This window comes from Fodinibius sp. Rm-B-1B1-1 (assembly GCF_038594945.1).
Taxonomy (GTDB): Bacteria; Bacteroidota; Rhodothermia; order Balneolales; family Balneolaceae; genus Fodinibius; species Fodinibius alkaliphilus.
The window spans coordinates 855054-881133 of the sequence record NZ_JBCFYD010000001.1; the positions used below are offsets into that span (position 1 = coordinate 855054).

General features: G+C 43.7%; 20 protein-coding genes. 13 read left to right on the forward strand and 7 right to left on the reverse strand.

The window, feature by feature from the left end; translation table 11 throughout:
- Positions 1-67 precede the first annotated feature (67 nt).
- Together AAFH98_RS03965 and AAFH98_RS03970 are read left to right on the forward strand one after the other, a co-directional pair.
- Positions 68-1411, forward strand: a complete 1344-nt coding sequence (locus AAFH98_RS03965) for an NfeD family protein (RefSeq protein WP_342521380.1) — start codon at positions 68-70, stop codon at positions 1409-1411.
- 44 nt (positions 1412-1455) lie between these two features.
- Complete coding sequence (locus AAFH98_RS03970) at positions 1456-2289, forward strand: slipin family protein (RefSeq protein ID WP_342521381.1); 834 nt, start codon at positions 1456-1458, stop codon at positions 2287-2289.
- Positions 2290-2393: 104 nt separating this feature from the next.
- Here the strand turns inward: AAFH98_RS03970 and AAFH98_RS03975 are convergent, their stop codons facing one another.
- Positions 2394-3416, reverse strand: coding sequence for a metal-dependent hydrolase (locus AAFH98_RS03975; protein WP_342521382.1), 1023 nt, complete (start codon positions 3414-3416; stop codon positions 2394-2396).
- A 397-nt stretch (positions 3417-3813) separates the two neighbouring features.
- Between AAFH98_RS03975 and AAFH98_RS03980 the strand changes: the two genes are divergently transcribed.
- Complete coding sequence (locus tag AAFH98_RS03980) at positions 3814-5034, forward strand: efflux RND transporter periplasmic adaptor subunit (protein ID WP_342521383.1); 1221 nt, start codon at positions 3814-3816, stop codon at positions 5032-5034.
- A 29-nt stretch (positions 5035-5063) separates the two neighbouring features.
- Positions 5064-8189: an efflux RND transporter permease subunit gene (locus AAFH98_RS03985; protein WP_342521384.1), complete on the forward strand. Its 3126-nt coding sequence runs from the start codon at positions 5064-5066 to the stop codon at positions 8187-8189.
- 80 nt (positions 8190-8269) lie between these two features.
- On the opposite strand, the gene AAFH98_RS03990 is transcribed toward AAFH98_RS03985, so the two are convergent.
- The gene (locus tag AAFH98_RS03990) at positions 8270-8635 is read right to left on the reverse strand and encodes a DoxX family protein (protein WP_342521385.1); all 366 of its coding nucleotides are present in this window, start codon (positions 8633-8635) and stop codon (positions 8270-8272) included.
- A gap of 357 nt (positions 8636-8992) precedes the next feature.
- Between AAFH98_RS03990 and AAFH98_RS03995 the strand changes: the two genes are divergently transcribed.
- Positions 8993-10321, forward strand: coding sequence for a hypothetical protein (locus tag AAFH98_RS03995; protein WP_342521386.1), 1329 nt, complete (start codon positions 8993-8995; stop codon positions 10319-10321).
- Positions 10322-10593: 272 nt separating this feature from the next.
- Here the strand turns inward: AAFH98_RS03995 and AAFH98_RS04000 are convergent, their stop codons facing one another.
- On the reverse strand, positions 10594-10962 hold the full coding sequence (locus AAFH98_RS04000; protein WP_342521387.1) for a response regulator: 369 nt from the start codon (positions 10960-10962) through the stop codon (positions 10594-10596).
- 378 nt (positions 10963-11340) lie between these two features.
- Between AAFH98_RS04000 and AAFH98_RS04005 the strand changes: the two genes are divergently transcribed.
- Together AAFH98_RS04005 and AAFH98_RS04010 are read left to right on the forward strand one after the other, a co-directional pair.
- On the forward strand, positions 11341-11937 hold the full coding sequence (locus tag AAFH98_RS04005; protein ID WP_342521388.1) for a YceI family protein: 597 nt from the start codon (positions 11341-11343) through the stop codon (positions 11935-11937).
- 14 nt (positions 11938-11951) lie between these two features.
- Entirely contained in the window at positions 11952-12632 is a 681-nt protein-coding gene (locus AAFH98_RS04010; RefSeq protein ID WP_342521389.1) for a hypothetical protein, read from the forward strand.
- Between the two features lie 15 nt (positions 12633-12647).
- Here the strand turns inward: AAFH98_RS04010 and AAFH98_RS04015 are convergent, their stop codons facing one another.
- From AAFH98_RS04015 to AAFH98_RS04025, 3 genes are read right to left on the reverse strand one after another with little or no spacing between them, the layout of a single operon-like run.
- Positions 12648-14006, reverse strand: a complete 1359-nt coding sequence (locus AAFH98_RS04015; protein WP_342521390.1) for a sigma-54-dependent transcriptional regulator — start codon at positions 14004-14006, stop codon at positions 12648-12650.
- A 5-nt stretch (positions 14007-14011) separates the two neighbouring features.
- Positions 14012-15316: a two-component system sensor histidine kinase NtrB gene (locus AAFH98_RS04020; RefSeq protein WP_342521391.1), complete on the reverse strand. Its 1305-nt coding sequence runs from the start codon at positions 15314-15316 to the stop codon at positions 14012-14014.
- A 44-nt stretch (positions 15317-15360) separates the two neighbouring features.
- Positions 15361-15834 (reverse strand): DinB family protein, encoded by a 474-nt coding sequence (locus tag AAFH98_RS04025; RefSeq protein WP_342521392.1) that lies wholly within the window; start codon positions 15832-15834, stop codon positions 15361-15363.
- A gap of 354 nt (positions 15835-16188) precedes the next feature.
- On the opposite strand from AAFH98_RS04025, the gene AAFH98_RS04030 reads away from it, so the two are divergent.
- On the forward strand, positions 16189-16599 hold the full coding sequence (locus AAFH98_RS04030) for a helix-turn-helix domain-containing protein (RefSeq protein WP_342521393.1): 411 nt from the start codon (positions 16189-16191) through the stop codon (positions 16597-16599).
- A gap of 181 nt (positions 16600-16780) precedes the next feature.
- Positions 16781-17074: a hypothetical protein gene (locus tag AAFH98_RS04035; protein WP_342521394.1), complete on the forward strand. Its 294-nt coding sequence runs from the start codon at positions 16781-16783 to the stop codon at positions 17072-17074.
- Positions 17075-17121: 47 nt separating this feature from the next.
- Here the strand turns inward: AAFH98_RS04035 and AAFH98_RS04040 are convergent, their stop codons facing one another.
- Complete coding sequence (locus tag AAFH98_RS04040; RefSeq protein ID WP_342521395.1) at positions 17122-17700, reverse strand: NUDIX hydrolase; 579 nt, start codon at positions 17698-17700, stop codon at positions 17122-17124.
- A gap of 78 nt (positions 17701-17778) precedes the next feature.
- Here AAFH98_RS04040 and AAFH98_RS04045 point away from each other — a divergent pair, with 78 nt between their 5' ends.
- The 4 genes from AAFH98_RS04045 to AAFH98_RS04060 all read left to right on the forward strand — a co-directional run bounded on the left by AAFH98_RS04045 (position 17779) and on the right by AAFH98_RS04060 (position 25842).
- Positions 17779-18369, forward strand: a complete 591-nt coding sequence (locus AAFH98_RS04045) for a CDP-alcohol phosphatidyltransferase family protein (protein WP_342521396.1) — start codon at positions 17779-17781, stop codon at positions 18367-18369.
- Positions 18370-18449: 80 nt separating this feature from the next.
- On the forward strand, positions 18450-19403 hold the full coding sequence (gene ftsY, locus AAFH98_RS04050; protein WP_342521397.1) for a signal recognition particle-docking protein FtsY: 954 nt from the start codon (positions 18450-18452) through the stop codon (positions 19401-19403).
- A gap of 98 nt (positions 19404-19501) precedes the next feature.
- The gene (locus tag AAFH98_RS04055) at positions 19502-22591 is read left to right on the forward strand and encodes a CHAT domain-containing protein (RefSeq protein WP_342521398.1); all 3090 of its coding nucleotides are present in this window, start codon (positions 19502-19504) and stop codon (positions 22589-22591) included.
- 338 nt (positions 22592-22929) lie between these two features.
- On the forward strand, positions 22930-25842 hold the full coding sequence (locus AAFH98_RS04060) for a CHAT domain-containing protein (protein WP_342521399.1): 2913 nt from the start codon (positions 22930-22932) through the stop codon (positions 25840-25842).
- Positions 25843-26080: the final 238 nt, after the last annotated feature.

The window sequence follows — 26080 nt, forward strand, 5'->3', positions numbered from 1 at the left end:
TTTCAACATGCTAGTATTCTACGCAACTTGATATTGTTTCTGACATGCTTTTTGATAACTTTATGATATGAAACGATTAATTGCTCTTACATTTTTCATATTACTTATCTCTGGCACGGCCAGCCAGGCAGACACACCTATGTCAAGATCAGTCCAAGATTCGGCCCGCTCAGATACCTTACAACAGCAACCGGTTGTTACAATGATTTCGGTAGAAGGGTCTATTTCTCCTACAACAACCAACTATATTAATCGGGGGATCAAAACTGCCAGGGAGCAAGGAGCCGAACTTCTTATTATACAGTTAGATACTCCGGGCGGATTGCTGGAATCTACCAAAAATATTGTTCAGGCTTTTCTCGAATCAGATGACTTACCGATTGTCGTATATGTTGCACCAGAAGGTGCACGAGCAGCCAGTGCCGGCACCTTTATTACCATGGCCGCCCACATAGCCGCGATGGCTCCCACTACCACAATCGGAGCTGCTTCACCGGTACAGATGGGCGGGCAAACCGACTCGGTAATGCAGAAGAAAATCTTTAATTATTCCGAAAGTTTTATCGAAAGCATTGCTAACCGTCGCGACCGCAATGCCGAATGGGCGATATCCGCTGTACGTGATGGAGAATCCATTACTGCTGACGAAGCACTTGAGTTAAATGTTATCGATCTTATTGCTAACGACCGGAATACTCTACTCCAAGAACTTGACGGACAGGTAATCAACGGCGATACGCTGACAACTCAAAATGCTACGATAACGGAAATTCCTACCAATCTTGCCGAACAGTTTTTAGGTTTTATCATGCGTCCCGAAGTTATGCTAATACTCACCATGATTGCTATCTATGGCATTATCGGAGAGGTAACCAATCCCGGTGCTATCGTCCCTGGCGTAGCAGGTGTAATTGCCCTTGTATTGGTATTGTACGCCTCAGCTGCTATGCCTATAAACATTGCTGGTTTTGCTCTTATCGGATTGGCAATTATCCTGTTTATCGCCGAAGCATTTACCCCCACTTTTGGCCTCCTTATTGCCGGGGGATCTGTTTCCTTTTTCTTGGGAGCACTCATGCTTTTTCAGGATCTTCCCGAATCGATGGAGCTTTCATGGGCTTGGCTCGTTCCAGCAACAATACTAACAGCCCTCTTTTTCGTTTGGATTGTTACCGAAGGTATTCGAGCCCAGTTTACCGAAAGTAAAACTGGGAAGCATGCTATGGTTGGCAAACGGGCGGAGGTCGTTGATAAAATCGACAATCACCATGGAAAGGTTTTTGTGAGCGGTGAATATTGGGATGCCACCAGCGATGACACTATTGAAGAGGGCGAAGAGTGCGAAATCGTAGAAGTGGAGGGACTTAAAATGAGGGTAAAACCTGTAACGAATTCTTCAAACACAGCATAACACTTTATTTAATAGTATTAACCAATCCCTAAAAACGAGGCTTTATGGAAAGTTCGAACCAATTTTTTGATATGATTACCTGGATAGTCACTATTGCGGTTTTGGCCGCGATACTGCTTCCGCAGATTTTTAAAATTCTCCGGGAATATGAACGTGCCGTTGTATTTCGGCTTGGAAAATTTCATAAAACCAAAGGCCCTGGCCTTATCATGCTGATTCCCTTCATTGATAAAATTGAGCGCGTTGACCTACGGGTATTAACCATAAACGTAGACCGGCAAGAGGTTATCACCAAAGACAATGTAACAGTACATGTGGATGCTATTACTTTTTTCCGGGTTATCGACGCCGAGGCGGCGACCATCCAGGTTGAGAAATATATTCATGCCACTTCTATGCTGGCACAAACCACTCTACGTAGCATTGTAGGCCAGGTAGAACTCGACGAATTACTGGCAGAGCGTGATAAAGTCAATAAAAATATTCAGGAAATTATTGATCGGCAGACCGACCCCTGGGGCATCAAGGTGGTATCGGTAGAAGTCCGTGATGTCGTCTTACCCGAGAATATGAAACGCGCAATGGCACGTCAGGCCGAAACCGAACGAGATCGTCGTGCAAAAGTCATTAATGCCGAAGGGGAATTTCAGGCCGCCGAACGCCTCGTTGAAGCTGCTACCATGATGAAACAAGCACCTATGGCTCTGCAACTTCGTTTCCTACAAACGATGAGTGATATTAGCGAAGAAAATACGACATTCGCTTTCTTACCGCTGCCCATGGAAATGCTTGAGGTTTTCAAAAATATGTCTGGCGTTGAATTGCCCCCGCAGGTAGGGGATAATCCCGACAATGATAACGGTGATGATAATTCATAATCGAAGGTAAAAACGCATTGCCATTGGGGGGCTGTTTTCTGAAACAGCGCCCCCTTTTATTTTGGGATAGCTGTAGTAATACCTTGCCACCCAACACCACTAATTTATTTCTGCCCTACCATTCTTTTAAACAACCGATTCCACATTTCGGTACGCATATCAAAACTGGGTTCAAACTGTTCAAATCCTGTTACGCGTGTTGAATCACCATTAAACTCCAGGCGATAATTCCATACAAAAGGAGCATCACCATCGGTAAGCCAAAGATCGGAGCGACCAAAGCGTAAATCATGAACAATAAGCTCACTGCCAATTTTATCAGCGGCATAATAACCACGCGAAAACCAGATCAATCGCTCTACAGGCAACTGATCATCAAATGGTTTCAGCAGTTTTTTATTTTGAGGAATAGATTTAAATTCGATCTGTCGATTATCATCAAAAACAGAATACAACCCTACATACAACGTATCTTGGGATTCCGCATAACCATTCCACAGCAAAATATTTAAGGGCGAAGGGGTCGTCATAAATTGCTCGGGAGCAATATTCTGCTTCACAAAGTTTTCTTGAAACACATTATTTACGTGATGTTTTATTCCAAAACCCAGTAACAGATAAAAAGTACTAATCCCAATGCCAATCCAGTTTGCCAAAGACCTCGCTTTGGAATGACGATTCAGAAATAAGGCTGTTATCACCCCGCCCAACAAAGGCAGGGTATATAAAGGATCAATAATAAAGATAGAATTAAAGCTGAGAGAATAGTTACTAAACGGTTGAAAAACCTGAGTGCCATAGCTCGTGCAAACGTCAATAAAAATATGTGTCAGTACCACCCAAAACACCAACCACAACCATTGTTTCCAAGAGGCACTACCTTTAACGTAGCGATGCAGTACCCATCCTAAAATAGGTGCAACAGCAACGACAAAAAATAAGGAGTGTGTAATCCCACGATGAATAGCTAAGGCCTGAACTTCCGATACGAAAGGAGAGGCCAGCACATCTAAATCTGGCATAACACCCAAGGCCGCTCCCCAGAAAGCTGCTTTATTTCCAATCTTCGTTCCCAAAACAGCCTCTCCGACTGCGGCGCCCAATGTGAGTTGTGTAACGGTATCCATCTATAGAAATATAATTTAAAATCTGTCGATAAAGTATGCACAGGTATTAGACGATAACAAGCTTGAATATCGTAGTTATTTGTTAATCCTTTTCAACATATAAAACAGCTACGATCCGCAAATGCTCATCATTTTCCTAACTGCTTAAACGTTCAGATTTCCTTCAAAATCATGTAGTAAATTAGTCCGTAATAAAGTATAACATCCTATTACATTTTATAATGAACATTTCGGTTAATTTTTTGATTGTATCATTATGATCCGTAAACAAGAATTTCAGTTCTCATTTATGAAGCTCCCCCTATTAAAAAAGTTATTCTATTTATCATCAATACTATTTTTATCAGTCATAATCATTTCATGCTCGAGTGATTCCGAATCATCAGAGGGTCCTGCAATGGGTAATCCATCTGCCTCTGTTCCATCAGTTGAAGCAGTAAAATCTCGTCTCGGCACGTTGCCTCTTTCTGAACGGCTGAGCGGAACCGTCTATGCCAAAAACCAAGTCGCCTTGTATCCCGAAATTTCAGGAAAAATTGCGACTGTTCATGTTCAGAATGGGCAATATGTTGAGGAAGGGGATCCGATAGTCTCACTTGCCGATAATCAATACCGTGAACAAGTTCAACAGGCAAGGGCAAATATGCGGATTAACGAGGCCCGCCTCAAACAAGCCAAAGCCCGTTACAGCGAACTGGAGGCACAATATAAACGAACCAAACAATTAAGCGACCGAGAACTATCAAGTGAACTGGAACTTGAAACTATTCAAGCTCAAATGAGTTCGGCTGAAGCGGATGTGGAACTGGCTGAAGCCCAACTCGATCAGGCACAGTCAAGCTTAGAGGAACAACAAGATTTACTTTCGAAAACAGTCATCAAAGCTCCCATTTCGGGAACGGTTGGTCAACGCAATGCAGAAACCGGGATGCAAGTTAATAGCAGCACCCAACTATTTACTATTGGTGACCTCAGCAACCTGCGGGTAGAAGTTGTGCTTACCGATCAGATGCTCGACAATATCGAAGTTGGACAAACCGCCCATGTTTATACTGGGTCAAATGCCAACAACAGCGATTACATAAAAGCCGAACTATCAAGAATTTCTCCCTTCCTAAATAACGTCACCCGAAGTACCGAGGGGGAAATTGATATTTCAAATGGCAATAATAAGTTACGCCCGGGAATGTTTGTTCCCGTTGATATCCTTTATGGTGAAAGCCAGCAAGCCACTATAGTTCCAACAAGCGCTGTTTATAACGATCCAACAACAGGAGAAGATGGCGTATTTGTTGCTACCTCCCTGGGGTCTGAAATACAGCCGCCCGAACAGGTTGACCCTGAAAATCCCCCGCCGCTTACCGAACCAACCGAAATACAGTTTAAGCCAGTAGATGTTATCGCCGAAGGGCGAATGGAGGTTGGTATTTCAGGAGTTGACCCCGGTAGTTGGATTGTTACTGTTGGCCAAAATCTGTTAGCCCAGGGAAGTGAACAAGCCAGAGTACGCACAAGCTCCTGGGAACGTATTTTAGCACTTCAAGGCCTACAACGACAAGATTTATTGCAACATGTGTTAGACCGTGAGGGTAACCTCAATGACTCTGCGAGACAATAATTTTTATTCCCTATTGACCACCTAACGCTATGAAAATTACCGAAACAGCTGTTGATCGACCCATTGCTACTACGATGCTCTTTTTAATCATCATCGTATTGGGGGTAATATCATTTCGATACTTACCTGTAGACCTCTTACCTCCCGTTGAATACCCACAATTAACAGTAGCAACAGAATATCCCAATGTGGGTCCCGAAGAAATTGAAACCATCATTACCCAGCGAATTGAAAATACCATCGCTGGTGTGCCGGGTGTTGAACGCGTGCGATCGAGTTCATCAGAAGGACAAAGTCGAGTAACGCTTGAGTTCGCCCAAGGTACCGATATTGATGTAGCAGCTAATGATATCCGAGCGGCCCTTGACCGCGTCCGGGATGAGCTCCCTCCAGAAGCCGAACCACCGCGCATCTGGAAGTTTGATCCCAATAATTTCCCCATTGTTATTGTAGGAGCTAATTCAGAGAGAAATCTTCAAGAGCTTACCCAGGTCCTTGATCGTGAAGTTACGAAACGGTTTGAACAAATTCCCGGTGTTGGCTCTATCGATATCTGGGGTGGTGTATACAAAGAAGTACATGTTGAAATCAAAAGGGATCGACTTATTGCAAGTGGACTTTCATCGGCTGATATCCAACAAGCCATAGCCAGTGAAAACGTTAACCTGCCGGGCGGAAATGTAAACTCAGGTGTACAGTCACTTTATGTGCGCACTCTGGGTGAATATGAGAATATTAATCAAATAGCAAATACCATTATCCGGATGGTTGATGGCAAACCTATCCGCGTGAAAGATGTAGCCGAAGTTCGATGGGGCTATGAGGATTTAAATCGCCTCGTTACCATTGATGAAAAGCCGATGGTTCGCTTTGGTATCCGCAAACAAACAGGAGCTAACACTGTTGCAGTAGCAGAAGATATCCGCCAGGAGATTGAAAAAGTGAATAATGAACGGCGGGATATGAATCTTTTTGTCACGACCGACCAAAGTGAGTTTATTCAAAACTCTATTGATAACGTCCAGAGTTCAGCTATCTGGGGAGCTTTATTGGCCATTGTTGTGCTATATATTTTCCTGCGAAATGGTTCATCTACCTTTATTATTTCGCTGGCCATTCCCATATCTATTATTGCCACCTTTGGACTACTGTATTTTAATGGACTGACCCTCAACCAAATGAGCTTTGGCGGACTTGCCCTGGGGGTGGGCCTGATTGTTGACAACGCCATTGTAGTACTTGAAAATATTATCAGGCTCAGGGAGGAGCGTGGCAAAGATTTAAAAACCAGTGCCCTGGTTGGTACCCGTGAAGTAGGCGGCGCCATTATTGCTTCAACCATTACGACTTCGGTTATCTTTCTGCCGGTCGTCTTTATGCAGACCATTTCAGGCAGTATTTTCCAGGAACTTGCGCTTGTCGTGGTATTTGCTTTGGCTTGCTCTCTCTTTGTTGCTCTTACGCTGGTGCCCATGCTGTGCAGCAGATTCTTAACGGTACAACCCGACGAATCTAAAGAAGCTACTAAGAAGAGCTGGTTCCAACGGATATTTAGAATTCTGGAGCACCGCTATACCCAATTCATTGACTACACCCTAAAGCACAAACCAGCCGTTTTTTCTATCACCGGAGTGTTGGTTGTTGGATCAATACTGCTCGTTCCGCTTATCCCTGTAGAACTCGCGCCACAGTCTGATGCCGATGAAATCGATATTGATTTTATGATGGCTGAAGGCACCAATATCGCTGTACAGAATGAGTATCTTAAGGAACTTGAAACGGTGGTACGAGCCCACTTACCCATGGAAGATGTCGAACACCTTACTACTGAGGTTCGTGATGGCCGGGCTGAGGTTGAGATCGCAATGGTTGATGCTTCTGAGCGATCTATAAGTACCTCAAAACTTGCTGATCAGCTTCGCAAAAAAGTAGCCGGAACGGTACCGGGGGGAGATATCCGCGTTAGTGCGCAATCCGGACTTTGGATATTGCGACGCATCTTTGGATCAGGCGGTGGTGAAGCGGTTGAAGTACAACTGCGTGGTTATGACTTGGATCAGGCCAAAGAACTATCAGAGGAGATAAAACGTCGCATGGAAGAAATCCCTGAAGTTGAGGGCGTAAGAACTGACCGGCGGGAAGGACGTCCTGAGGAGAACTTTGTTTTTGATCGAGAAAAAATTGCCGATCTTGGACTTACCGTAACCCAAGTTGCCCAAGTAATTCAGACCAATATTGGGGGTAGCCGGGCCGGAACGTTTCGAGATGGTGGAGATGAATTTCCAATTCGGGTCCGCCTTCAACCCGAAGATCGTCTTAGTCCTAAAGATCTTGAGAATATTTCTATTACCACGGCTGATGGCGAAGTATTACCCGTTACTGCTGTAGTATCAAAACAAAAAGGGCGCGGACCAACCGATATCAACCGGGTAAACAGCCAGCGTGTATCGTATATCTCGGCCAATCTCGAAAGTGGGGTGGCCCTCGGTGAAGCAGTTGAAAAAATTCAGGCTAAGCTTTCTGATATGCCACTGCCCGATGGGTTTTCCATTGTCTATGGCGGGGAATACGAGGAACAACAAAAAGCAGCGGCCGATTTCCAACTGTCCATCATTATGGCCTTATTTTTAATCTACATGGTGATGGCTGCTCAATTTGAACGATTCTTTGATCCGCTGGTGGTTATGTTTTCTGTCCCGTTGGCAGTTATTGGAGTCGTCCCCACGTTAATGCTTACCGGTACAACTATAAATATGCAGAGCATGATGGGAATGGTAATGCTCATCGGAATCGTCGTCAATAATGCCATTGTACTGGTCGATTATATTAACTTGATGAGAAGAGAATATAACCTGGATATCCGGGAAGCGGTCATTGAATCGGGCCGATTGCGACTGCGACCTATTTTGATGACAACCCTTACCACTATTTTGGGACTTCTGCCGCTCTCATTTGGCATTGGATCTGGGGCTGAAATTCAGGCTTCGCTTGCCCGTGTTGTTATCGGAGGATTAACAGCTTCCACATTGGTTACGTTAGTATTCATCCCGGTAGTTTATGTTGCCGCCGAAAGTGTACTCTCGAAAGTGAAAGCTCAAAGCTGGGTGCCAAACTGGATGGCGGGCGACGAAAAGGTTAACCCTGCCAAAGCGTAAAGAAATTTAGAATCAACTAAAAAGCCCGCAGCTGCAACTGCGGGCTTTTAAAATTATCAGAGTATTAGTTTAGTGATATCTTAGATTTCATCGGTTACGTCACCTTCAGCCTGACCGGCAATAATCCAAGCTCCCCCTGCCAGCGCTAAATCTTTAAGGAGATTAGGCATACTGGATTGCATTTCTCCACCAATTACACCCGGCAAGTGAATACTCAATACAAAAATAAGCAGCATTACCCCCAGTAAAATTGTGGCTAATCGCACCTTTTGTTCAATAAGAATACTTATACAAGCTGCCAGCATTGCCAATCCCGTTAAATAAACCCAAAATACGCCACCGGGAATCGGCACCATTCCGCCCATTTGCCCTGCATTGACAAAGTGTAGAATTCCAAATACTCCAAATGGCAATGCATATAAATAACGACCTATAGTAGAAAACATAAGCTGTCCTCTTTTAATTAAGGTTTATACTTCAAGCTACTAAATAGCAATTCAATGTTAAAGTGTCATTTAATTTGTACGCATTTTGTTGGAAATAACACTATGCAAATCTGCAAAAATTTGTTTGCTATCCCCATGCAATAATGCAATGCCCCATTCTTAGACGACAAATCCTCATTATTTAATCACAATTTATTTCAAATAATTATTGTGCCTATCATCTTTAAAAGACATTTCTAAATAGAATTATTGAAAAATTATCATGTCTTCTCCCGTTTGGAACGGATCTTGTAATTCTATCTAACGAAGCACAAAAAGATAACATCTACACTCACAAAAATAACCAGAGGTTCTATTATGAAGACGTTACACAATATATCCAAGTACATTAGCTTGGCAATCCTAATGGTATTCGGGGCGGTCGGAATAGCTTCTGCTCAATTCGATCGGGATATGCAGTATTATACCAATCCTGACCAAACGGGACTAAATCAATTTGAAGCTCCCTTTGATACGGATGTTGAGTTCGACGGATTAAATGTCCGAATTGGTGGTGCTAATACGCTACAATTTCAAGGAATTAGCCAAGAAAATACTGGGGATCCATATTTTGCAGGAACGGATGATAACGGTAATCCAATTTTCAAGACCCTGCCAGAATTAGAAAACAATTTCAACCTTGCTACTTCTAACTTAGATCTGGATGTAGCTTTGGCCAGCGGTCTTCGCATGCACTTACGTACGTATTTAACATCGCAACACCATACCGAGGCGTATGTTAAAAGTGGATACATGCAGGTAGATCGACTTGACTTTATTTCTGAAGGACTGCTTTCCGGCTTAATGGACAAGTTGCGTATTAAAATTGGTCATATGGAACTCAACTACGGTGACAACCACTTCCGCCGTACGGATAACGCTTTTGCCATCCACAACCCATTTGTAGGTAACTATATCATGGACTCTTTCACTACTGAGGTAGCCGGTGAGATGTACTACTATAATAATGGAATGATGGCGATGCTTGGCGTGAGCAATGGTAAACTAAACCAAAGCGTTATTGCCAAGGATATTAAGACACACGCCACTGTTTATGGTAAGTTAGCTTATGACAAGAAGATGAACGAAGACACGCGTTTCCGTTTAAGTGCATCGATCCTTAACGTATCCAATTCATCATCTATATACTTGTATTCTGGAGATCGTGCCGGCTCACGGTACTACAGTGTCATGGATGATGGATTCCGAAGTGGACGTTTTGCCCCAAGCTTTACTCCTGGTTTTGGACAACCAGCTGCAGCAGGGGAAATGACTGCCTTTATGCTTAATCCCTTTGTCAAGTTCCAAGGATTCGAATTCTATGGTGTGTTTGAAAACACTTCTGGAAATGTCAAAGGAAACGATAGCCGAACGTTTAACCAGTATGGTGCAGAAGCCCTCTATCGTTTTGGAGCTAATGAAAATTTCTATCTCGGTGCTCGTTACAACTTGGTTGATGGTGAAATGACCAATGGCGACATCGAAATTGATCGATTCAATATCGGTGGCGGCTGGTTTTTAACCAAAAACGTCATGGCTAAACTGGAGTATGTAACACAATCTTACAACGGTGATGGCTATGTTGGAACTAAATATGAAGACGGTAACTTTGACGGTGTGATGCTTGAAGCGGTAATTAGCTTCTAACAAGTATTTAACCATGAGGAGCAACCGACTTATCCCTAAGTCTAAGTTCCAATTCCCCTGATGCGGTGTCGCCTGTGAAAAGGCGACACCGTTTTTTATTTGATGGCTATTGTAACCTTTCAATTGATATTACTTGCTGGAGATCTATTCAAGTATTATTAACCTCTGAGGTAATAAAGTATTTACAACAATGCCATCTGCCTGTAAATAAGGCATGAGTTATTCTAATAGCATTGAGAAGATTCCCATCTATAAAGAGTCATTCAACCTAATCAGCGATGCACAGAAGGGAAGTAGTAATTAACCTTACCGATAAGCTCGTTAAAATCGAGGGGCTTCATAACAAAGTCGTGAGCACCAGCTATCAGCGCTTTCTGCGTAACCTCAATCTCAACATATGAGCTCATCAATATTATCTTAATAGCAGGGTAATAGCACTGCAAATACGAAAACAGACCATTACGATCTAACAGCTGGCTGTCCACGATAACCATATCAATATCTGATGAGGTAAGAACCTCTTGCGCATCAATCGCATTATAAGAGATAAAACAGCGAAAACCTTCTTCGCCCAATACCAATGCAAGCGAATCACAAACGGCTTGCTCCTGGTCGATAATAAGAATTGATTGAGGCGTCATGAAAAGAGTAGTCCATCAAAATTGCTGGTTACATATGTAGTAATGCAATTACGAGACCACTTTTAGTTATCATTAATAACTTTCTTAAATCCCCGTTTATATAGTAGTTACCCCCACTTTTGATTCCTTCTAATAGATGGATACCTAAAGGCCTTTGCAGCATTGCAAAAAAACAGATACTGATTATTTGCAAGCATGCAAGGTGACCGTTTTTCTCAATTTACTTTAATGAATTTTTCTACACCAAAATATTGTTCCATAACCCAACAAGGCTGATTATCATAATTAAATGGGTGGTAGATATAGTTTGGAACGGTGATTGCAATAATAAAACCTAAACACACAAACCACTCATAAATCATCGCAAAAGGAGTTATTATGAAATCTTTATTTACCACATTATTAATTGCTCTATTCACTTTATCCGGAAATGTTTTTGCCCAATCGAACAGCTACAATATTATAGATAAAAGCACTATGCAGATCGAGGGTACATCTACCCTGCACGACTGGACGGCCGATGTCGAAAAATTCAGTTCTTATATTAATTTCGATGCCTCCGCCCTCGAAGGGGATACAAAAAATAATCCCGTGAAATCCCTCTCTTTGACCATTCCAGTTGAAAGTATTGAAAGCGGGAAGGGCGGTATGAACCGTAAAATGTATGGAGCATTAAAATCTGATGACTTCCCAAATATCATGTTCCAGATGGATAATGCCGAACTCACGACGGCTGACTCATCATCAACTATTGAATTGAATATTAATGGAACCCTTACTGTCGCCGGAACGAGTAAAAGCATAACACTGCCTGTAACCGGAGAACAACAAGGCAATGAATCTTATAAGTTTACCGGGGAATACGAAATCAACATGAAGGATTACAATGTTGATCCTCCCTCTGCTATGCTGGGCACTATCAAATCCGGCGAAAAAGTTACGATCTCGTTTGAGTTCTATGTAGCACAATCTTAATCATATACATTCATATGCGTCCCGCTTTATATCCACAATGTTCCTTCAAATTAGCAGCTATTAGATGGCTATTCCTGCTGTCATCAACCCTGTTAATTTCCTTTCTGAACACTTCCCAAAGCGGGGCGCAGTCTTTATCATCCAACCTAAGTATTGAAGAGGGAGCACAACTCTGGATTGAGGGATCGGCCAGCATGGTCAACTTTAAATGCAAAGCCCAGCAGCTATCAGGAGTAGGAGAAATTGGAAATACCGAACATCCTGAAACTACCGTTCAGGGACAGGGCACTGTTAGCATCGCCATTATCTTGCCTGTTGACGCACTTGATTGTGGCAAACGTGCTATGAATAAAGATATGTATGAAGCACTAAAAGCAGAGCAGCATTCTACAATAGGCTATCAGTTATTAGAAGCCACGTTAACGGAACAGGAAGGAATTCCCTCCGACAGCTTATCCCGCTGGATGAATATTCGCACTCGCGGTATTATGAAAATTGCAGGAGAACAGGACACCACAACATTTAACGTGCAGGGTAAAATATTAAATGACCAGCGCTTTCGTGTGAAAGGCAGCAAGCCCATCCACATGGATACCTACAATATTGACCCGCCCCGAGCGATGTTTGGCCTAATAAAGGCCGACAAGAACCTGACTGTCCATTTTGATGTCATCGTTAGGCTTAATAAAGAATAGAATAACTAAGCCCGATTAATCCGACACGCCCAACCGTTCCATTTTGCGATACAACGTAGAGGGATCGATCCCCAATAAGCGCGCCGCCTCCGACTTATTCCCTTCCGTTCGTTTAAGCACACTTTGGATATGATGTTTTTCAAATACCTGGGTAGCCTCATCCAGCTTATCGCTGTCAATCTCAAAGTCATCGTGTTCAGATATTTTACGCAGCGATGCCGGCAGATCCTCAATCCTCAAAAAATCGTCTTCACTTAACAGTACTGCGCGTTCTATAACATTTTCGAGCTCCCGCACTTGCCCCTTCCACTGGTATCCCATCATAGCACCCATGGCTTCACTGGTAATACCCTTTATATTTCGTTTGAGCTCTTTATTATATTTTTGCAGAAAATGATGAGCCAGCAGCGGAATATCCTCTTTGCGCTGCTCAAGCGGCGGCAGGGGAATCTCCACCACATTAAGGCGATAATATAAATCATCGCGGAAATTCCCTTCCTCCACTTCTTTCTCAAGGTTCTTATTTGTTGCCGCTATAATGCGCGTATCAAATGAAACGTGCTTGTTAGATCCTACCGGCTTTACTTCGCGCTCCTGCAAAACCCGCAGCAAATTCACTTGTAGATTCAGCGGAATTTCCGCCACCTCATCCAAAAAGACCGTCCCACCATGGGCTGCTACAAAAACGCCATCCTTATCTTCATTCGCCCCAGTAAACGCCCCTTTCTTATGGCCAAAGAGTTCCGATTCTACCAAATTCTCGGGAATGGCCCCACAATTGATTGCCAGAAATGGCTTCTTGGATCGTTTGCTATTAGAATGAATCGCCCGGGCAACCAACTCCTTGCCAGTACCACTTTGGCCCGTTACCAACACATTACTGGAAGCCTGGCTAACCCGCTCAACCATTTTGTAAACCTTCTTCATGGCCTTGCTTTCACCAATAATATGGTTAAAGTTGTATTCTCTATCGATCTGCTCCCGCAAGTACTTATTTTCCTGGGCTAAACTTTTTTGCTCCAGCAGGTTCTGTATGCGGATGAGCACCTCATCAAATTCGAGCGGCTTTAAAATATAATCAGCTGCTCCTTTTCGGAGTGCCTGTATAGCTGTTTCAATGGTACCGTGGGCCGTAATAATAATGGTAAGTGTATCAGAAGAGTGTTTCAGGGCGTAATCCAATACTTCAATACCATCCGCATTTGGCATCTTTAAATCTGTAATAACGATATCATAGCTGGCCTTGTCGATTGCCTCAATAGCTTCCTGGCCATCTTTTACAGCCGTACAATCGTAACCCTCATCCTCCAACACAATAGTTAACGATTCCCTGATACTTGTTTCATCATCCGCTATTAAAATAGATGCATTCATAAACACTAATTATTGGTCGGTAATTGAATGATAAATGTTGTTTTTTCACCATAAGTCGACTCCACGCTAATAGAACCGCCCATTTTATTGACGATACCGTGACTTACCGAAAGTCCCAACCCCGTGCCAGTACCCACTTCTTTAGTGGTAAAAAACGGTTCGAAAATCCGAGACAGATGCTCCTCCTTTATACCCTTTCCGTTATCAGTAACGGTAAGCCATGCAGCGTCATTCTCTTTTTTTGTTTTAACGGTCACTTTGGGATCTTCCTCCCCTTCCATCGCATCCACTGCATTTAACAACAGATTTACCAATACCTGGTGGACTTGATCGGGCACACAAGAGATTAAGGGCAAGTCTTTGGAAAGATTCATTTCAAACGTCACATCTTTACAGCGAGCATCGTGCTGTAACAATCCCACTGCCGACTCAATAATTTCGTTAATTTGCACATTCTCAGACTGCATCTTTGACGGACGCGAAAAGTCGACTAAATCCCGGACAATTTTATTTATCCGCTGGATGTGCTCACGCACTTTTTTAAGCTGATTCTGTACAAACGCATCATCCGTCTTACGCTGACACACCTGCACCAGCGAAGATATAGCCGTTAACGGATTACCTACCTCATGGGCAACCCCGGCCGCCATATGACCTACTGTAGCCAGGCGTTCCGACTGCTGAATCTGCTCCTCCTTCATTTTGATATCCGTCAAATCACGCAAAATCTGTGACCGTCCTATAATCTCATCTTTGTTATTCCGTATATAAGATTCGGTAAGGTTTACCAGCTTCCTTTCGCCATTTTTAGTCAGGCGCTCGGTCTCATAATTACTAACATGACCTCGGCGTTGCATGTCGGATTTTATGCGCTGAAGCTCTTGCATTTCAATCAGCTCTTCCGGCATAATATCGCTAATGGGTTTTCCAATGATTTCATCCCGCTGCCAACCCAACATTTTTTCAGCACCACTATTCCACGATGTGATCATATTATCCAGATCCAAAGAAATAATGGCATCAGCCGAATGTTCAATAATATCACTATAGCGCATTTTAGTGGCTTCCAGCTGGTCCTCGTAATACTCCCGGTAATTGTAAACAGTCCACGCCGCCCAAACCATCAGAATAAGCGATACAATCACGCCCCGGCTAAAATACATCCATCGCATGGTTTGCTGATCGGCCGACGAAAGTATCGTCTGATCAACAATCTCGAACGAACCATATACCACACCAAGTATCAGCAAGGAGGTAAACAACAAATACCCCATACGAGCCTCTCGTAAAAAGCGGATTACCTCTTTCATAAAATACGTGGCTTATTCATTTCAGTGTGGCAATAAGGTAGCAATTACCAGCTTCCAAGCAAGCGCCTAATTAATACAATTTGTCCAATATGATAGGCATTATGATCAACAATTAGCATAGCTTCTCGGAACAAGGTTTGTCCATCACCATGGTCAAAAGGTCGCTGTAAATTATTTGTGGGGTCCATAATCAACTCACGCATCTCATTAATGCCATCCCTCACCAACTGCAACGATTGCTCAAATGCTTCTTTACTTTCTGGCTTTGACTCTGCCGGCCAGTACTCATCGGGCCAATCCAGATCTTCGTAATCGGGATTTTTACAAAACTCCAGGATATCATCCTGTGCTATGCGGATGTGTTCAATAAGCTCCCAAATCGTATGGGGAATACCTTCAACGCGAATGCCTACCTGCTTAAAGGTTAGTCCCTGTATAGCCTGGTCAAAGGCGACATGAGTATTACGTCCTTCAAGCTGCTCCAACAATAATGTTCGTATATCTTTCTTTGATTTCATAGCCTGATGCTGAATTCTATAATCATTTCAAGGGATAAAAATAATAACCAACAGGTAAAAGTTCTTAGACAGAATAAAAGGGACGTATTCCCTAAAAGAAAGGGGAGAGAACAGAAGTAAAAAGAGAGGCAAAAATAACAAAAGCCCTGCGGTTGCAGAGCTCTTTTTCAATCAACTGTTTACAATATAACGGAATCACCCTATACAGAACAAGTATTTTTGATAGTTTGCAACTAATATATAACTAATCTATAAGTAACAGTTATTAATCTTTAACTAATAGGCTATTGTTATTATCTTTATACTTAAGAGTATCCACAATAATTTTCTCTGAAAGATCTACAATTGTGCGCCATGCCTAAACAAGTTGGTAATCTTACGCTTTATTCAGTTGATGACCTGCACGAGCAATTAGGGCTCAGCAAAATGACAATACGGGCGTATTTACGAGAGGGTAAAATCCGGGCCCGTAAGCTGGGGGTAAAATGGTATGTCACTGAAGAAGCTTTGCGTGAATATTTTAATGAATCCAGCGCAAATACAGCCACTAATCAAAAAAAGAAACCTAAAAATTACCGCTATGTAGTGAAGGGTATTAACGACTTGGTAAGTGAGCAGGAAGAATGCGATACCATCGAAGAAACCATTGCATGCATCGATGAACAGGCTATTATCAGCCTATTTCAAGTAGCAATCATCAACGATGACACCGATGAAGTTGAAGAGCTGGTGAAAGCACGCGATTTCCTGGAGCGACATAGCTAACATCCGCTATTACCACAATGGGGATTCCACAAAAAGTAACTTATTTTATCAGAACCCTTTGTAAAACCCATTCGATGGAAAGCTTTGTTGATCTATCTGATCGCGAATTCAGCAATCGGATGAGATAGTAATTCAAAGCCTTCTTATCATATATCAAAAACCTTTTAACTGAAACAACATTATGCTCAATAAAAACGATACGAAACTCGAAATTTTTGGATTTGGCGATGACGATGCCGACGAAGATACTTTTTACTGTTTGGTCAATACTGCCAAGAATCCCGATGGCATTGACTTAGAAAAACTTTCTAATGCTGATCCCCGAAAGTTCGATGAAGTCCTTAACGAGATGGGCTGCATTCTGCTGTTGCGCGGCGACGAAGTGGAGGAGCTAATAAACCGAGGGGATATTACTGATACCAACTTGCATCAATCACTCTACGATCTGGCCGTCGACGAGGAGATTATTCAGTAAACAGTTCATTAATACCATAACTCTGCATCCTAAGCACTGAACACTGTTTACTGGTCACTCGACACTGAAAACGGTCCCTCGTTTTGCCACCAGTGCCAGGCTCGCAGAATAGCTACCATCGTTTTACCATCTGATATTTCGCCGGAGTGCACCATATCAACCGCCTCCTTAAAAGGGATGCGATTATTAATGACAAATTCATCGTCATCCATCTGTTGATCAAAAGAGGTAATATCCCACGCTGTGTAAAGATGAATAATTTCATCCGAATAACCGATACCGGGATAGTAGTGCCCCAAATACACAAAGCTTTTGCAAGAGAGGCCGGCCTCTTCTTGCAGCTCGCGCTGGGCTGTTGAGTCGGCCGTTTCATTGGGATCAATCTTACCGGCCGGCACCTCATAAAATATTTGGGACATCGGATAACGGAACTGCTTTACCATCATAACATCCCCGTTTTCAAAAATGGGTACGACTGCAGATGCTCCGGGATGCTTAATCCATTCACGGGTTGAGGTTGTGCCATCGGGCAGCTGCACTTCATCAAAATAAACATGCAGCAGCCGACCGCTAAACACCTTTTGGGAGGTAATTTTCCGTTCAACCAGTTGATCCGAGTCGGTCATAGATAAAATTTTATGTATCTTTTAGGGCTTACATAAATTAGAAAACGATCCTAATAATAAGAAAGAAATAGGTTTCCATTGTCAGAGACATTTAACATTGATCACAAACAAATAGATGTAAAGGAGGATCTGTTTACGTGGTCGAACCTCATTTCGCTGTCGCGGATTTTGGTCGCCATACCAGTTGTGTATCTGCACTATAATAATGGACAGCAAATAACCTGGCTGATCACCGCGCTTGTGCTCTATGGCATTATTTCCGATTATCTCGATGGCCTTGTAGCACGGTGGACCAACCAAGTTTCGGAATGGGGCAAAATTTTGGATCCCGTTGCGGATAAATTCTGTGCCTTTTTCCTGTTTCTGTATGCCGTTTATATCGACATCATCCCACTGTGGTTTTTTGTGATTGAAATTGCCCGCGACACAATTATCGTGCTGGGATCGGCCTATATTCAAAAACTGCGCGGCAAAGTGGCTATGGCGGTTATGTCGGGCAAAATAAGCGTTAACGTATTGGGATTGTACTGGATAGCGGCCTTTTTCTTTCCCCAGGCCGTAGACGTACAGTCTATGCTGATGGGCGCTTCACTAACCCTTATGTTTTACTCCTTCTTTGATTATCTTCATCGTTTCAATCTGATACGCAAAGGCGTAAAATTTAATTGATAAGTACCACCTTGCGGACATTATATAGATCCTGAAATACATTCAGGATAACATGAATGTTTTAATACGAAGTATTTACTATGGGATTTTTAGAAAAAATTGGCCTTAAAAAGAAAGAGAAAGTTGAAAAGGGCGTTGAAAAAAGTCGCTCCGGCATCATGAAAAAAATCGGCAAGGCCATTGCCGGTAAAGATACGGTAGATGCCGCCGTGCTCGATGAACTTGAAGAAATTTTGATCACCTCGGACGTAGGTGTTTCAACAACCCTCGAAATAATTGATCGCATCGAAGCACGCGTTGCTGAGGACAAGTATTTAAACAGCGACGAGCTGCAGCGTATTCTTCGAGAAGAGATCATTGCCCTGCTCAAAGATCACGCTCCCGACAAACCCGCTGAATTTGATGCAGAGTTTCCCCAAAAGCCACATATCGTGATGGTGGTAGGCGTCAACGGCGTGGGCAAGACTACCTCCATTGGAAAACTCGCTCATCTCTATAAAAAGGCCGGCAAAAAAGTGATGCTGGGGGCGGCTGATACCTTTCGGGCAGCAGCTGTTGACCAGCTTAAAATATGGAGCGAACGTGCCGATGTGCCCATCATCCAACAGGGACAAAATGCTGACCCCGCCGCTGTGGCATACGATACGGTAGAATCAGCCAAGGCCAAAGGCGCCGATATTGCGCTGGTAGATACGGCCGGACGCCTCCACAATAAAAAGTCACTGATGAACGAGCTTGCCAAAATTAGGCGCGTCATGGGCAAGGTCGTTGATGGCGCTCCTCACGAAGTGCTGTTGGTACTCGATGCCTCTACAGGACAAAATGCTATGCAACAGGCCAAAGCATTTACTAATTTTGTAGATGTCACCGGGCTTGTACTCACCAAACTTGACGGTACGGCCAAGGGCGGTATTGTCATTGGCGTCTCGAACGAACTGGATGTGCCAGTAAAATATATCGGCGTGGGCGAAGAAATTGAAGATTTGCAGGTATTTGACCGCGAGTTGTTCGTCAACTCGATGTTTAAAGACTAATTTATCTTTTTTTCGCTATCACTTTTTATTTTCAACTTTATGTGATACCATTTGCTTGAAGGTTCTTAGCCTAATACCTGATTAACGGCTATACCCACATGGCAAAAAAGATCGTCTCTGTATTCCTTTGTTTCGCACTATTCTCGGCAATTCCATTTTTGGGATGGGCCCAGGAGCATCCCAATGATACTTCTTCTGCAGATAACGCTCTGCAAAAAGCAGATTCCCTGCAACACGCCGCACGGTACGATTCTTCTTCGCACTTCTACCAGCAAGCAGCAAAGCTTTATGAAAAACAGAATAAGTTCCGTCAACAACGACGGGCTTTGCTCGAAATTAGCAAAAACAAGAGAACCCAAGATAGCTACGACGCTGCAGCTGATTTTCTTGAACAGTCGTGGCAAATATCCAAGCAACACTTTCCCGAAGATCAACGCTTTCGATTGCCATATTTGCATCAAAAGGGACGGCTTGCAGAAGGTCGGGCCCAATACGAAACGGCGCTAACGCACTTTCGTGATGGCCTTAGCCTGGCTGACTCACTTCGTAACCAATACTGGGTGGCACAATTCAAAACCGGAATTGGCGAAGTGTATACCTCCCAGGGAAATTACGATCAGGCGATCTCAGTATTTTCGGAAGCTCAGGATATATATCACCGTAATAACCTGGATGACCGTACTGTGATTAGTCGTATTTATAACAGCCGGGGAATAGCCCATCAACAGATGGGGGCCTACGAGCATGCCTTTGAATACTTCACACGCTCCCTTGAAATTGATCAACAGCGGCTCCCACATCCTCATCCGGAAATAGCCAAAGGGTTTAATAACCTGGCACTAATTTATTTTTATGAAAGTGATTACCAGCGTGCCCTTGAGTATATGATCAATGCTACCGATGTCCTGAGCTCGTTTCACGGCGAAAACCATCGGCTGGTAGCGGCAGGGCATAATAATATTGGGATTGTCTATTCCGAAATAGGGGAAATGCAAAAATCGGCTGAGCACCTCGAAAAATCCCTCACGATCAAAGAAAACGTATTAGGACAAAATCACCCGGAACTTGCCATTGGATATCAAAATCTTGGGGCCCTGCATTTTGATATCCAACAATACGATAAAGCCATTACTTTTTACCAAAAATCCGAGCAAATACATCTCCAAAACTTTCCCGATGGGCACCCCGAACTGGCTAATGTATATGCCAATTTGGGTCAGGCTTACACGCAGAAAGGATCCTACGATAAAGCCCTGGACTTTTACTTTCAGGACTTGGACATCAATCGTCGGATGTTATCGGAGGACCATCCATTTATAGGAGATACCTATTCCAAGGTTGGACAAGTGTATGCCAATATGGAAAACCATCAACAAGCACTACAATATTATACGCGGGCTTTAAATATACTTATTACCGATTTTAGCTGGGAAGCACCTTTTCGCAGCTTGTCACTTTCCAATACGGTTTACCCGGAATTAGTCCTTACCACCCTGCGACTGAAAGCAGAATCCCATTACAAACTCGGAAATACACCTGCGGCCCCAAAAGAACTGGAGAAGGCCCTCCACACCTATTTGCAAACCGTGGATTTTATTGATGATTTACAGCAATCTCTCCATCGCGAAGAGTCCAAGTTTCTGCTTCGGGAACGTACGACTGATATTTATAGCGGGGGTTTTAAAACAGCCCATGCCCTTTGGGAACATACTGGTTCACCGGAATACAAAGAGCACCTGTTTTACTTTTCACAAAAGAGTCGCAACCAGGTGTTACTTGAACAAATTCAGAGCGAGCAGAACCAACGTTTTGCCCAACTTCCTGATTCACTAATTGACAAGGAACACCATTTGCGTACAACGATTACGGATCTCCAGCAGCAGCTTTCGACCTACACCAATAGAAAAGAGATAGGTGATTCGCTGCAACGTTTTTCGCTTCGGGATTCCCTTTTTCACACTCAAAAGTCGTTGGAAAGCCATCTCAAGCAATTAAAACAAAACTATCCAAAATATTATGGATTGAAATACCATCCGCCCGTTGCCAAAATAAAAGAAATACAAAAGCAGCACCTCTCTTCCTCGCAAACACTCATCTCATACTTTTCGGGGGATGACCATCTCTGGGCATTCATCATCAATCGGGATTCGTTCGACATCCAACAAGTTAACAGTGATACCCTGTTAGAAGATAAAGTTCGGAGTTTCCGCGATGCCCTCACGAATAGCCAAACAATAGATCCTTGGGCAACCCAAAGCTACAATTTATACCAGCAGCTTATAGCCCCTTTAAAGAACAATATTTCCGGCAACCAACTACTGGTTATTCCCGCCGGTCCACTTCATTACCTGCCTTTTGAGGCCCTGCTTACTAAGCCTGTAGAAAGTCCCAGCAACAAACGGGTTCAGGATTTATCCTATTTGGTCAATGACTTTTCCATAAGCTATGTGCCATCGGTGGGCTACCTGGAATTACAAAACCAGCAGCCAGACCGTGATTCTCAAAAAATGCTGGCTGGCTTTGCTCCTGCATTCAATAATACATCCGTTGCAGAACAGCGTGAGCGTTTCCCCGAAGAAGATCGTCCCCTTTCCCCACTGCTATTTAACAAAACGGAAGTCCAAACATTAGAAGAGCTGTTTAACGATCGAAGTGGGTTGTTCTCCTTCCTTAGATCAAAAAAGAAGGTAGCTGACTCATTTGTAGATCAAAAAGCTACGGAAAGTACGTTTAAAGCCCAGCACCTGCAGGATTACCGCTATATTCACCTGGCGACCCACGCCTTTTTACGGGAAGAAAACCCTGGACAGTCGGGCATCCTGTTTTCTACGCCAGATGAAAATGAAAACGGCACCCTCTACACTTCAGAAATTTATAACCTGGACCTTCAGGCAAAGCTTGTCACCCTAAGTGCCTGCAATACGGGCATGGGAACACTCAAAAAGGGGGAAGGGCTTATCGGTTTCAGTCGCGCCTTCCAATATGCGGGGGCAAAAAATTTGTTGGTATCTCTCTGGCGGGTTAACGATCGCTCTACCGCCAAGCTGATGATCGATTTTTACCAGCTCCACCATAAGGAAGGGCACACGATGAACGAGGCCTTACAACAGGCCAAACAACAAATGATTGAAAACGTCGAATATGCTCACCCAAAGTACTGGGCTCCTTTTATACTTATCGGTGAATAACGCATTAAAAAAAGCCATGCCTTAATAAAAAGACATGGCTAAAAACATCTGTAGTGTTTACTTAAGTAACACTACCTGCATCGTCGTCATCATCTTCTGTACTTCCACCATCCTGATCAGGTATTGCCAGTGAAAATTGCTCTGCGTTGAAATCAAACATAATGATCTCCTGATTTTTATTTTCGGTTGATTGTGAACGCCCCTCCTCAATGAAGAAGCTCTTTAATATTTTATAATTACAGATAAACCCCAAACTTTTTACCTTTTGGCAGATTCTGTGTATATATTCAAGGGGTTAAAATGACACTCGAATACTTGGTGCTATGGACTATTAGGGTATGAAACGGCTTCTCATTTGTATTGCTTTTTTTATTGGCTTCGCTACCTCGGCCTTAGGGCAAAGTATACAACTGGCTGACTCTCTCTTCCAAACGGGACAGGACTTTGATGACCAGGGAAAGATGGCCGAGTCAGAATTTTACTACCGCGAAGCCTATAAATTGTACCGGCAATTCCAGGATACCGCTTCGTGGCTGGAAGCCGGCAAAGAATACGGCAGTGCCATGGTGTACCGCTCCAAAAATGAGCAGGCTATGGAACTATACAAGATGTTGTTAGACGTTGACCATCCCGCCAATGATGCCTACAACCGCGGGGATTTATATACCAGCATGGGCTGGTCCTCGAACCGGGTAGGCAACAGAGATCTTGCAGAAAAATACTACAACAAGGCCTTACCTTTGGCACGGGAGTCGGGAGACAGCCTGCTCATTGGAACCGTCTATAATAATTTGGGTAGTTTATACAACCGTAAAGGTAACAGCTCTAAATCACTGGAGTATTACGAGCAAGCTCTTGACTATTATACCAATGATCGTTATCGGGCTACAACGCTATCTAATATTGGCTCAATATATTATGATTTATCCCTTTACGATCGAGCTTTGGAATATGCCAACCGAAGTTTGAAACTTCGTGAAGAAATTGACAGCGTTTATTTATTAGCCTATGGATATAATCAGATGGGGATTATGCAAAGTAATTTGGGCAATCACGATCAGGCTTTGGTTGCTTACAAAAAAAGTTTGGATTATAGTCAGCAAGCCTCTACACCCAGTCTTACTTCTTCCATTCTCAATAACCTGGGCCTTGTTTACAAAAGGCTAAATGAATACGATACGACTATTGATTATTACCAACGCAGCTTAGCTATAAAAGAAGAAACATCCGGGCCCGGTTCTATTGCTACCACCGTCAACAATATCGGGCAGCTCTATTTTGATCAAGATAACAAGAAAGAAGCCGAACGATACTATCGCAGGGCGCTTAAACTGCGCGAGCAACATGGCAATAATAGTGATATTGCTTCTTCTTTAAATTCCATGCTGCGGCTGACAATAGATCGCCAAAACTTTGCCGAGGCCACGACCTATGCCAACCGCCTGAAAGCCATGGGAGATTCCACCGACAACTACGATATGCTGCAGAAAGCCTCAATATTTTTGGGGCGGATCGATCGGGATCAGGGGCGCAACCAAGAAGCACTTACCCATTACAAAAAAGCATACAGCTATAGCCAGTATCTATCAAAACGTCGTCAGCTTGCCCCGCTTAAAGAACTGGCCCGCCAGTACCATACCTTAGGCTCCGACAGCGCAGTTACTTATGGACAAAAAGCCATCGATATCATCGAGGAACACCGCTCCAACGCCGGAGCCCTTTCCGATTTAAAGTCCGGCTATTTTGGTCAGCATTCTGATTTCTATTCCGAAGTAGCATCATGGGTATTGACCTACGAATCGGATGTTGCTCGTGCTTATACGCTGGTGGAGCAATCCAAGGCGCGGGCACTCAGCGATGAGCTGACCGAGGCGGCTCAAAATATTAACGGGCAACTACCGGAGAAGGTGCGCATTGCACGCAGCCAAAAGCGGCAGCGCATTGACCAGCTCTATTCCGATCTCGAAAATACCGTGAATGCCCAGGCGCGAGAAGCATTGCTTGAAAAAATACGGATGGCCGAGCTGGAATACGCCTCTTATGAAAATCAGCTCCAGAATCAACATCCCCAGCTCCAAAACCTGCAGTCACCCGAACCGGTTACCCTCAAACAGGCCCAAAACAGCCTCGATGAACAATCAGCTATCCTGGAATATGCTCTCAGTGATCACCAGCTATTGGCCTTTTTAATTACCCGTGATAACGTTCATATAGAAACGTTGTCACAAGAAAAAGAGACCGATACACTGGCCACCGAACTTACAACCATGGTCACTGATTTTAAGGATGCCATCTTATCAAATGCGGCACGCACGCGACTGCGAGCAGAATCTACCGAACTCTATAACCTGCTGCTAAAACCGTTTGAAAAAGAGTTGCAGGCCTATGAGAACCTTACTGTTATTCCCGACGGAGCACTGGCCTACCTCCCTTTTGAGGCGATTTCACAGGGCGACCAGTACCTGATCGAGAGCTTTAATATCAAGTACGTTCCCTCGCTCACCAGTCTTACCCTGCTCAAAGATCCTCAAGGCCTTAACCGCAAAGATCTGCTGGCCGTGGCGGGATCTAATTTTACAGTTGGGGAAGATGGAAACCTTCAACGCGGGAATCTCAGCAATTTACCCTCCACCTTAATCGAGGTTGATTCCATCGCCACCCATTTTCAAGATCACTCGGTACTTAAGGATGAAGAAGTTTCGGAAGGGCGGTTTAAAGACTTGTTGAGAGAAAGTAATTACCAATATATACACTTAGCCACGCATGGACTTATTGACGAGGAGGAACCCAATCGAAGTGGACTCGCTTTTTCCACGAGCGGTGAACTTTCTGCCGCCTCTACCGAAGACGGGATGCTGCGCAGTTCCGAGATTTTTGGGATGAATATTACTTCAGATATGGTCGTGCTCAGCGCTTGTAATACGGGCCTCGGTAAACTCGTGAACGGAGAGGGGATGCTGGGCATGCAGCGATCTTTTTTCTACGCCGGAACATCCACGGTGGTCGTAAGTCTGTGGAATGTATACGATAGATCCACGGCTTCCTTTATGAATGAATTTTACAAATCGCTGTTACAGCAAGATACGGACGAGAGTTGGATTGACAACACCCTTCGGTGGATTGGGTGGGAAGAGTCGATCCCGTTTGGTGCCAAGGCCAAAGCCATGCGCGAAGCCAAGCTACAGATGATCAAGCACCCACTATTTAATCATCCTGTTTATTGGGCACCATTTATTGTGGTAGGGCGGTAAGCGTTTGAACTGGAATTTACAGGATGAGGAGATAACTAAACCCATCCGACTTCAACTCCAGAATTCGGATGGGCTCCCCTTATTATTCACCGGACGAGAACCCCAGTTGCCCGATGAAGATATTCTTTGTCTCTGGTCACAATGCTCCGCGTTGTGACCCAAGAAACTCTTTTAATAATGAGTGAATAAAATATAGGAGAGTGGGCCCAACATTTTCAAAATCATATGATTATCAAGA

Excerpts from the sequence above, each read along its gene's own strand:
- ftsY (WP_342521397.1), top strand. The coding sequence starts at position 18,450 with ATGGGATTTTTAGAAAAAATTGGCCTTAAAAAGAAAGAGAAAGTTGAA.
- AAFH98_RS03990 (WP_342521385.1), bottom strand. The coding sequence starts at position 8,635 with ATGTTTTCTACTATAGGTCGTTATTTATATGCATTGCCATTTGGAGTA.
- AAFH98_RS04000 (WP_342521387.1), bottom strand. The coding sequence starts at position 10,962 with ATGACGCCTCAATCAATTCTTATTATCGACCAGGAGCAAGCCGTTTGT.
- AAFH98_RS04010 (WP_342521389.1), top strand. The coding sequence starts at position 11,952 with ATGCGTCCCGCTTTATATCCACAATGTTCCTTCAAATTAGCAGCTATT.
- AAFH98_RS03995 (WP_342521386.1), top strand. The coding sequence starts at position 8,993 with ATGAAGACGTTACACAATATATCCAAGTACATTAGCTTGGCAATCCTA.
- AAFH98_RS03985 (WP_342521384.1), top strand. The coding sequence starts at position 5,064 with ATGAAAATTACCGAAACAGCTGTTGATCGACCCATTGCTACTACGATG.
- AAFH98_RS03980 (WP_342521383.1), top strand. The coding sequence starts at position 3,814 with ATGGGTAATCCATCTGCCTCTGTTCCATCAGTTGAAGCAGTAAAATCT.
- AAFH98_RS03975 (WP_342521382.1), bottom strand. The coding sequence starts at position 3,416 with ATGGATACCGTTACACAACTCACATTGGGCGCCGCAGTCGGAGAGGCT.
- AAFH98_RS04015 (WP_342521390.1), bottom strand. The coding sequence starts at position 14,006 with ATGAATGCATCTATTTTAATAGCGGATGATGAAACAAGTATCAGGGAA.
- AAFH98_RS03970 (WP_342521381.1), top strand. The coding sequence starts at position 1,456 with ATGGAAAGTTCGAACCAATTTTTTGATATGATTACCTGGATAGTCACT.
- AAFH98_RS04035 (WP_342521394.1), top strand. The coding sequence starts at position 16,781 with ATGCTCAATAAAAACGATACGAAACTCGAAATTTTTGGATTTGGCGAT.
- AAFH98_RS04055 (WP_342521398.1), top strand. The coding sequence starts at position 19,502 with ATGGCAAAAAAGATCGTCTCTGTATTCCTTTGTTTCGCACTATTCTCG.
- AAFH98_RS04040 (WP_342521395.1), bottom strand. The coding sequence starts at position 17,700 with ATGACCGACTCGGATCAACTGGTTGAACGGAAAATTACCTCCCAAAAG.
- AAFH98_RS04030 (WP_342521393.1), top strand. The coding sequence starts at position 16,189 with ATGCCTAAACAAGTTGGTAATCTTACGCTTTATTCAGTTGATGACCTG.
- AAFH98_RS03965 (WP_342521380.1), top strand. The coding sequence starts at position 68 with ATGAAACGATTAATTGCTCTTACATTTTTCATATTACTTATCTCTGGC.
- AAFH98_RS04005 (WP_342521388.1), top strand. The coding sequence starts at position 11,341 with ATGAAATCTTTATTTACCACATTATTAATTGCTCTATTCACTTTATCC.
- AAFH98_RS04025 (WP_342521392.1), bottom strand. The coding sequence starts at position 15,834 with ATGAAATCAAAGAAAGATATACGAACATTATTGTTGGAGCAGCTTGAA.
- AAFH98_RS04060 (WP_342521399.1), top strand. The coding sequence starts at position 22,930 with ATGAAACGGCTTCTCATTTGTATTGCTTTTTTTATTGGCTTCGCTACC.
- AAFH98_RS04020 (WP_342521391.1), bottom strand. The coding sequence starts at position 15,316 with ATGAAAGAGGTAATCCGCTTTTTACGAGAGGCTCGTATGGGGTATTTG.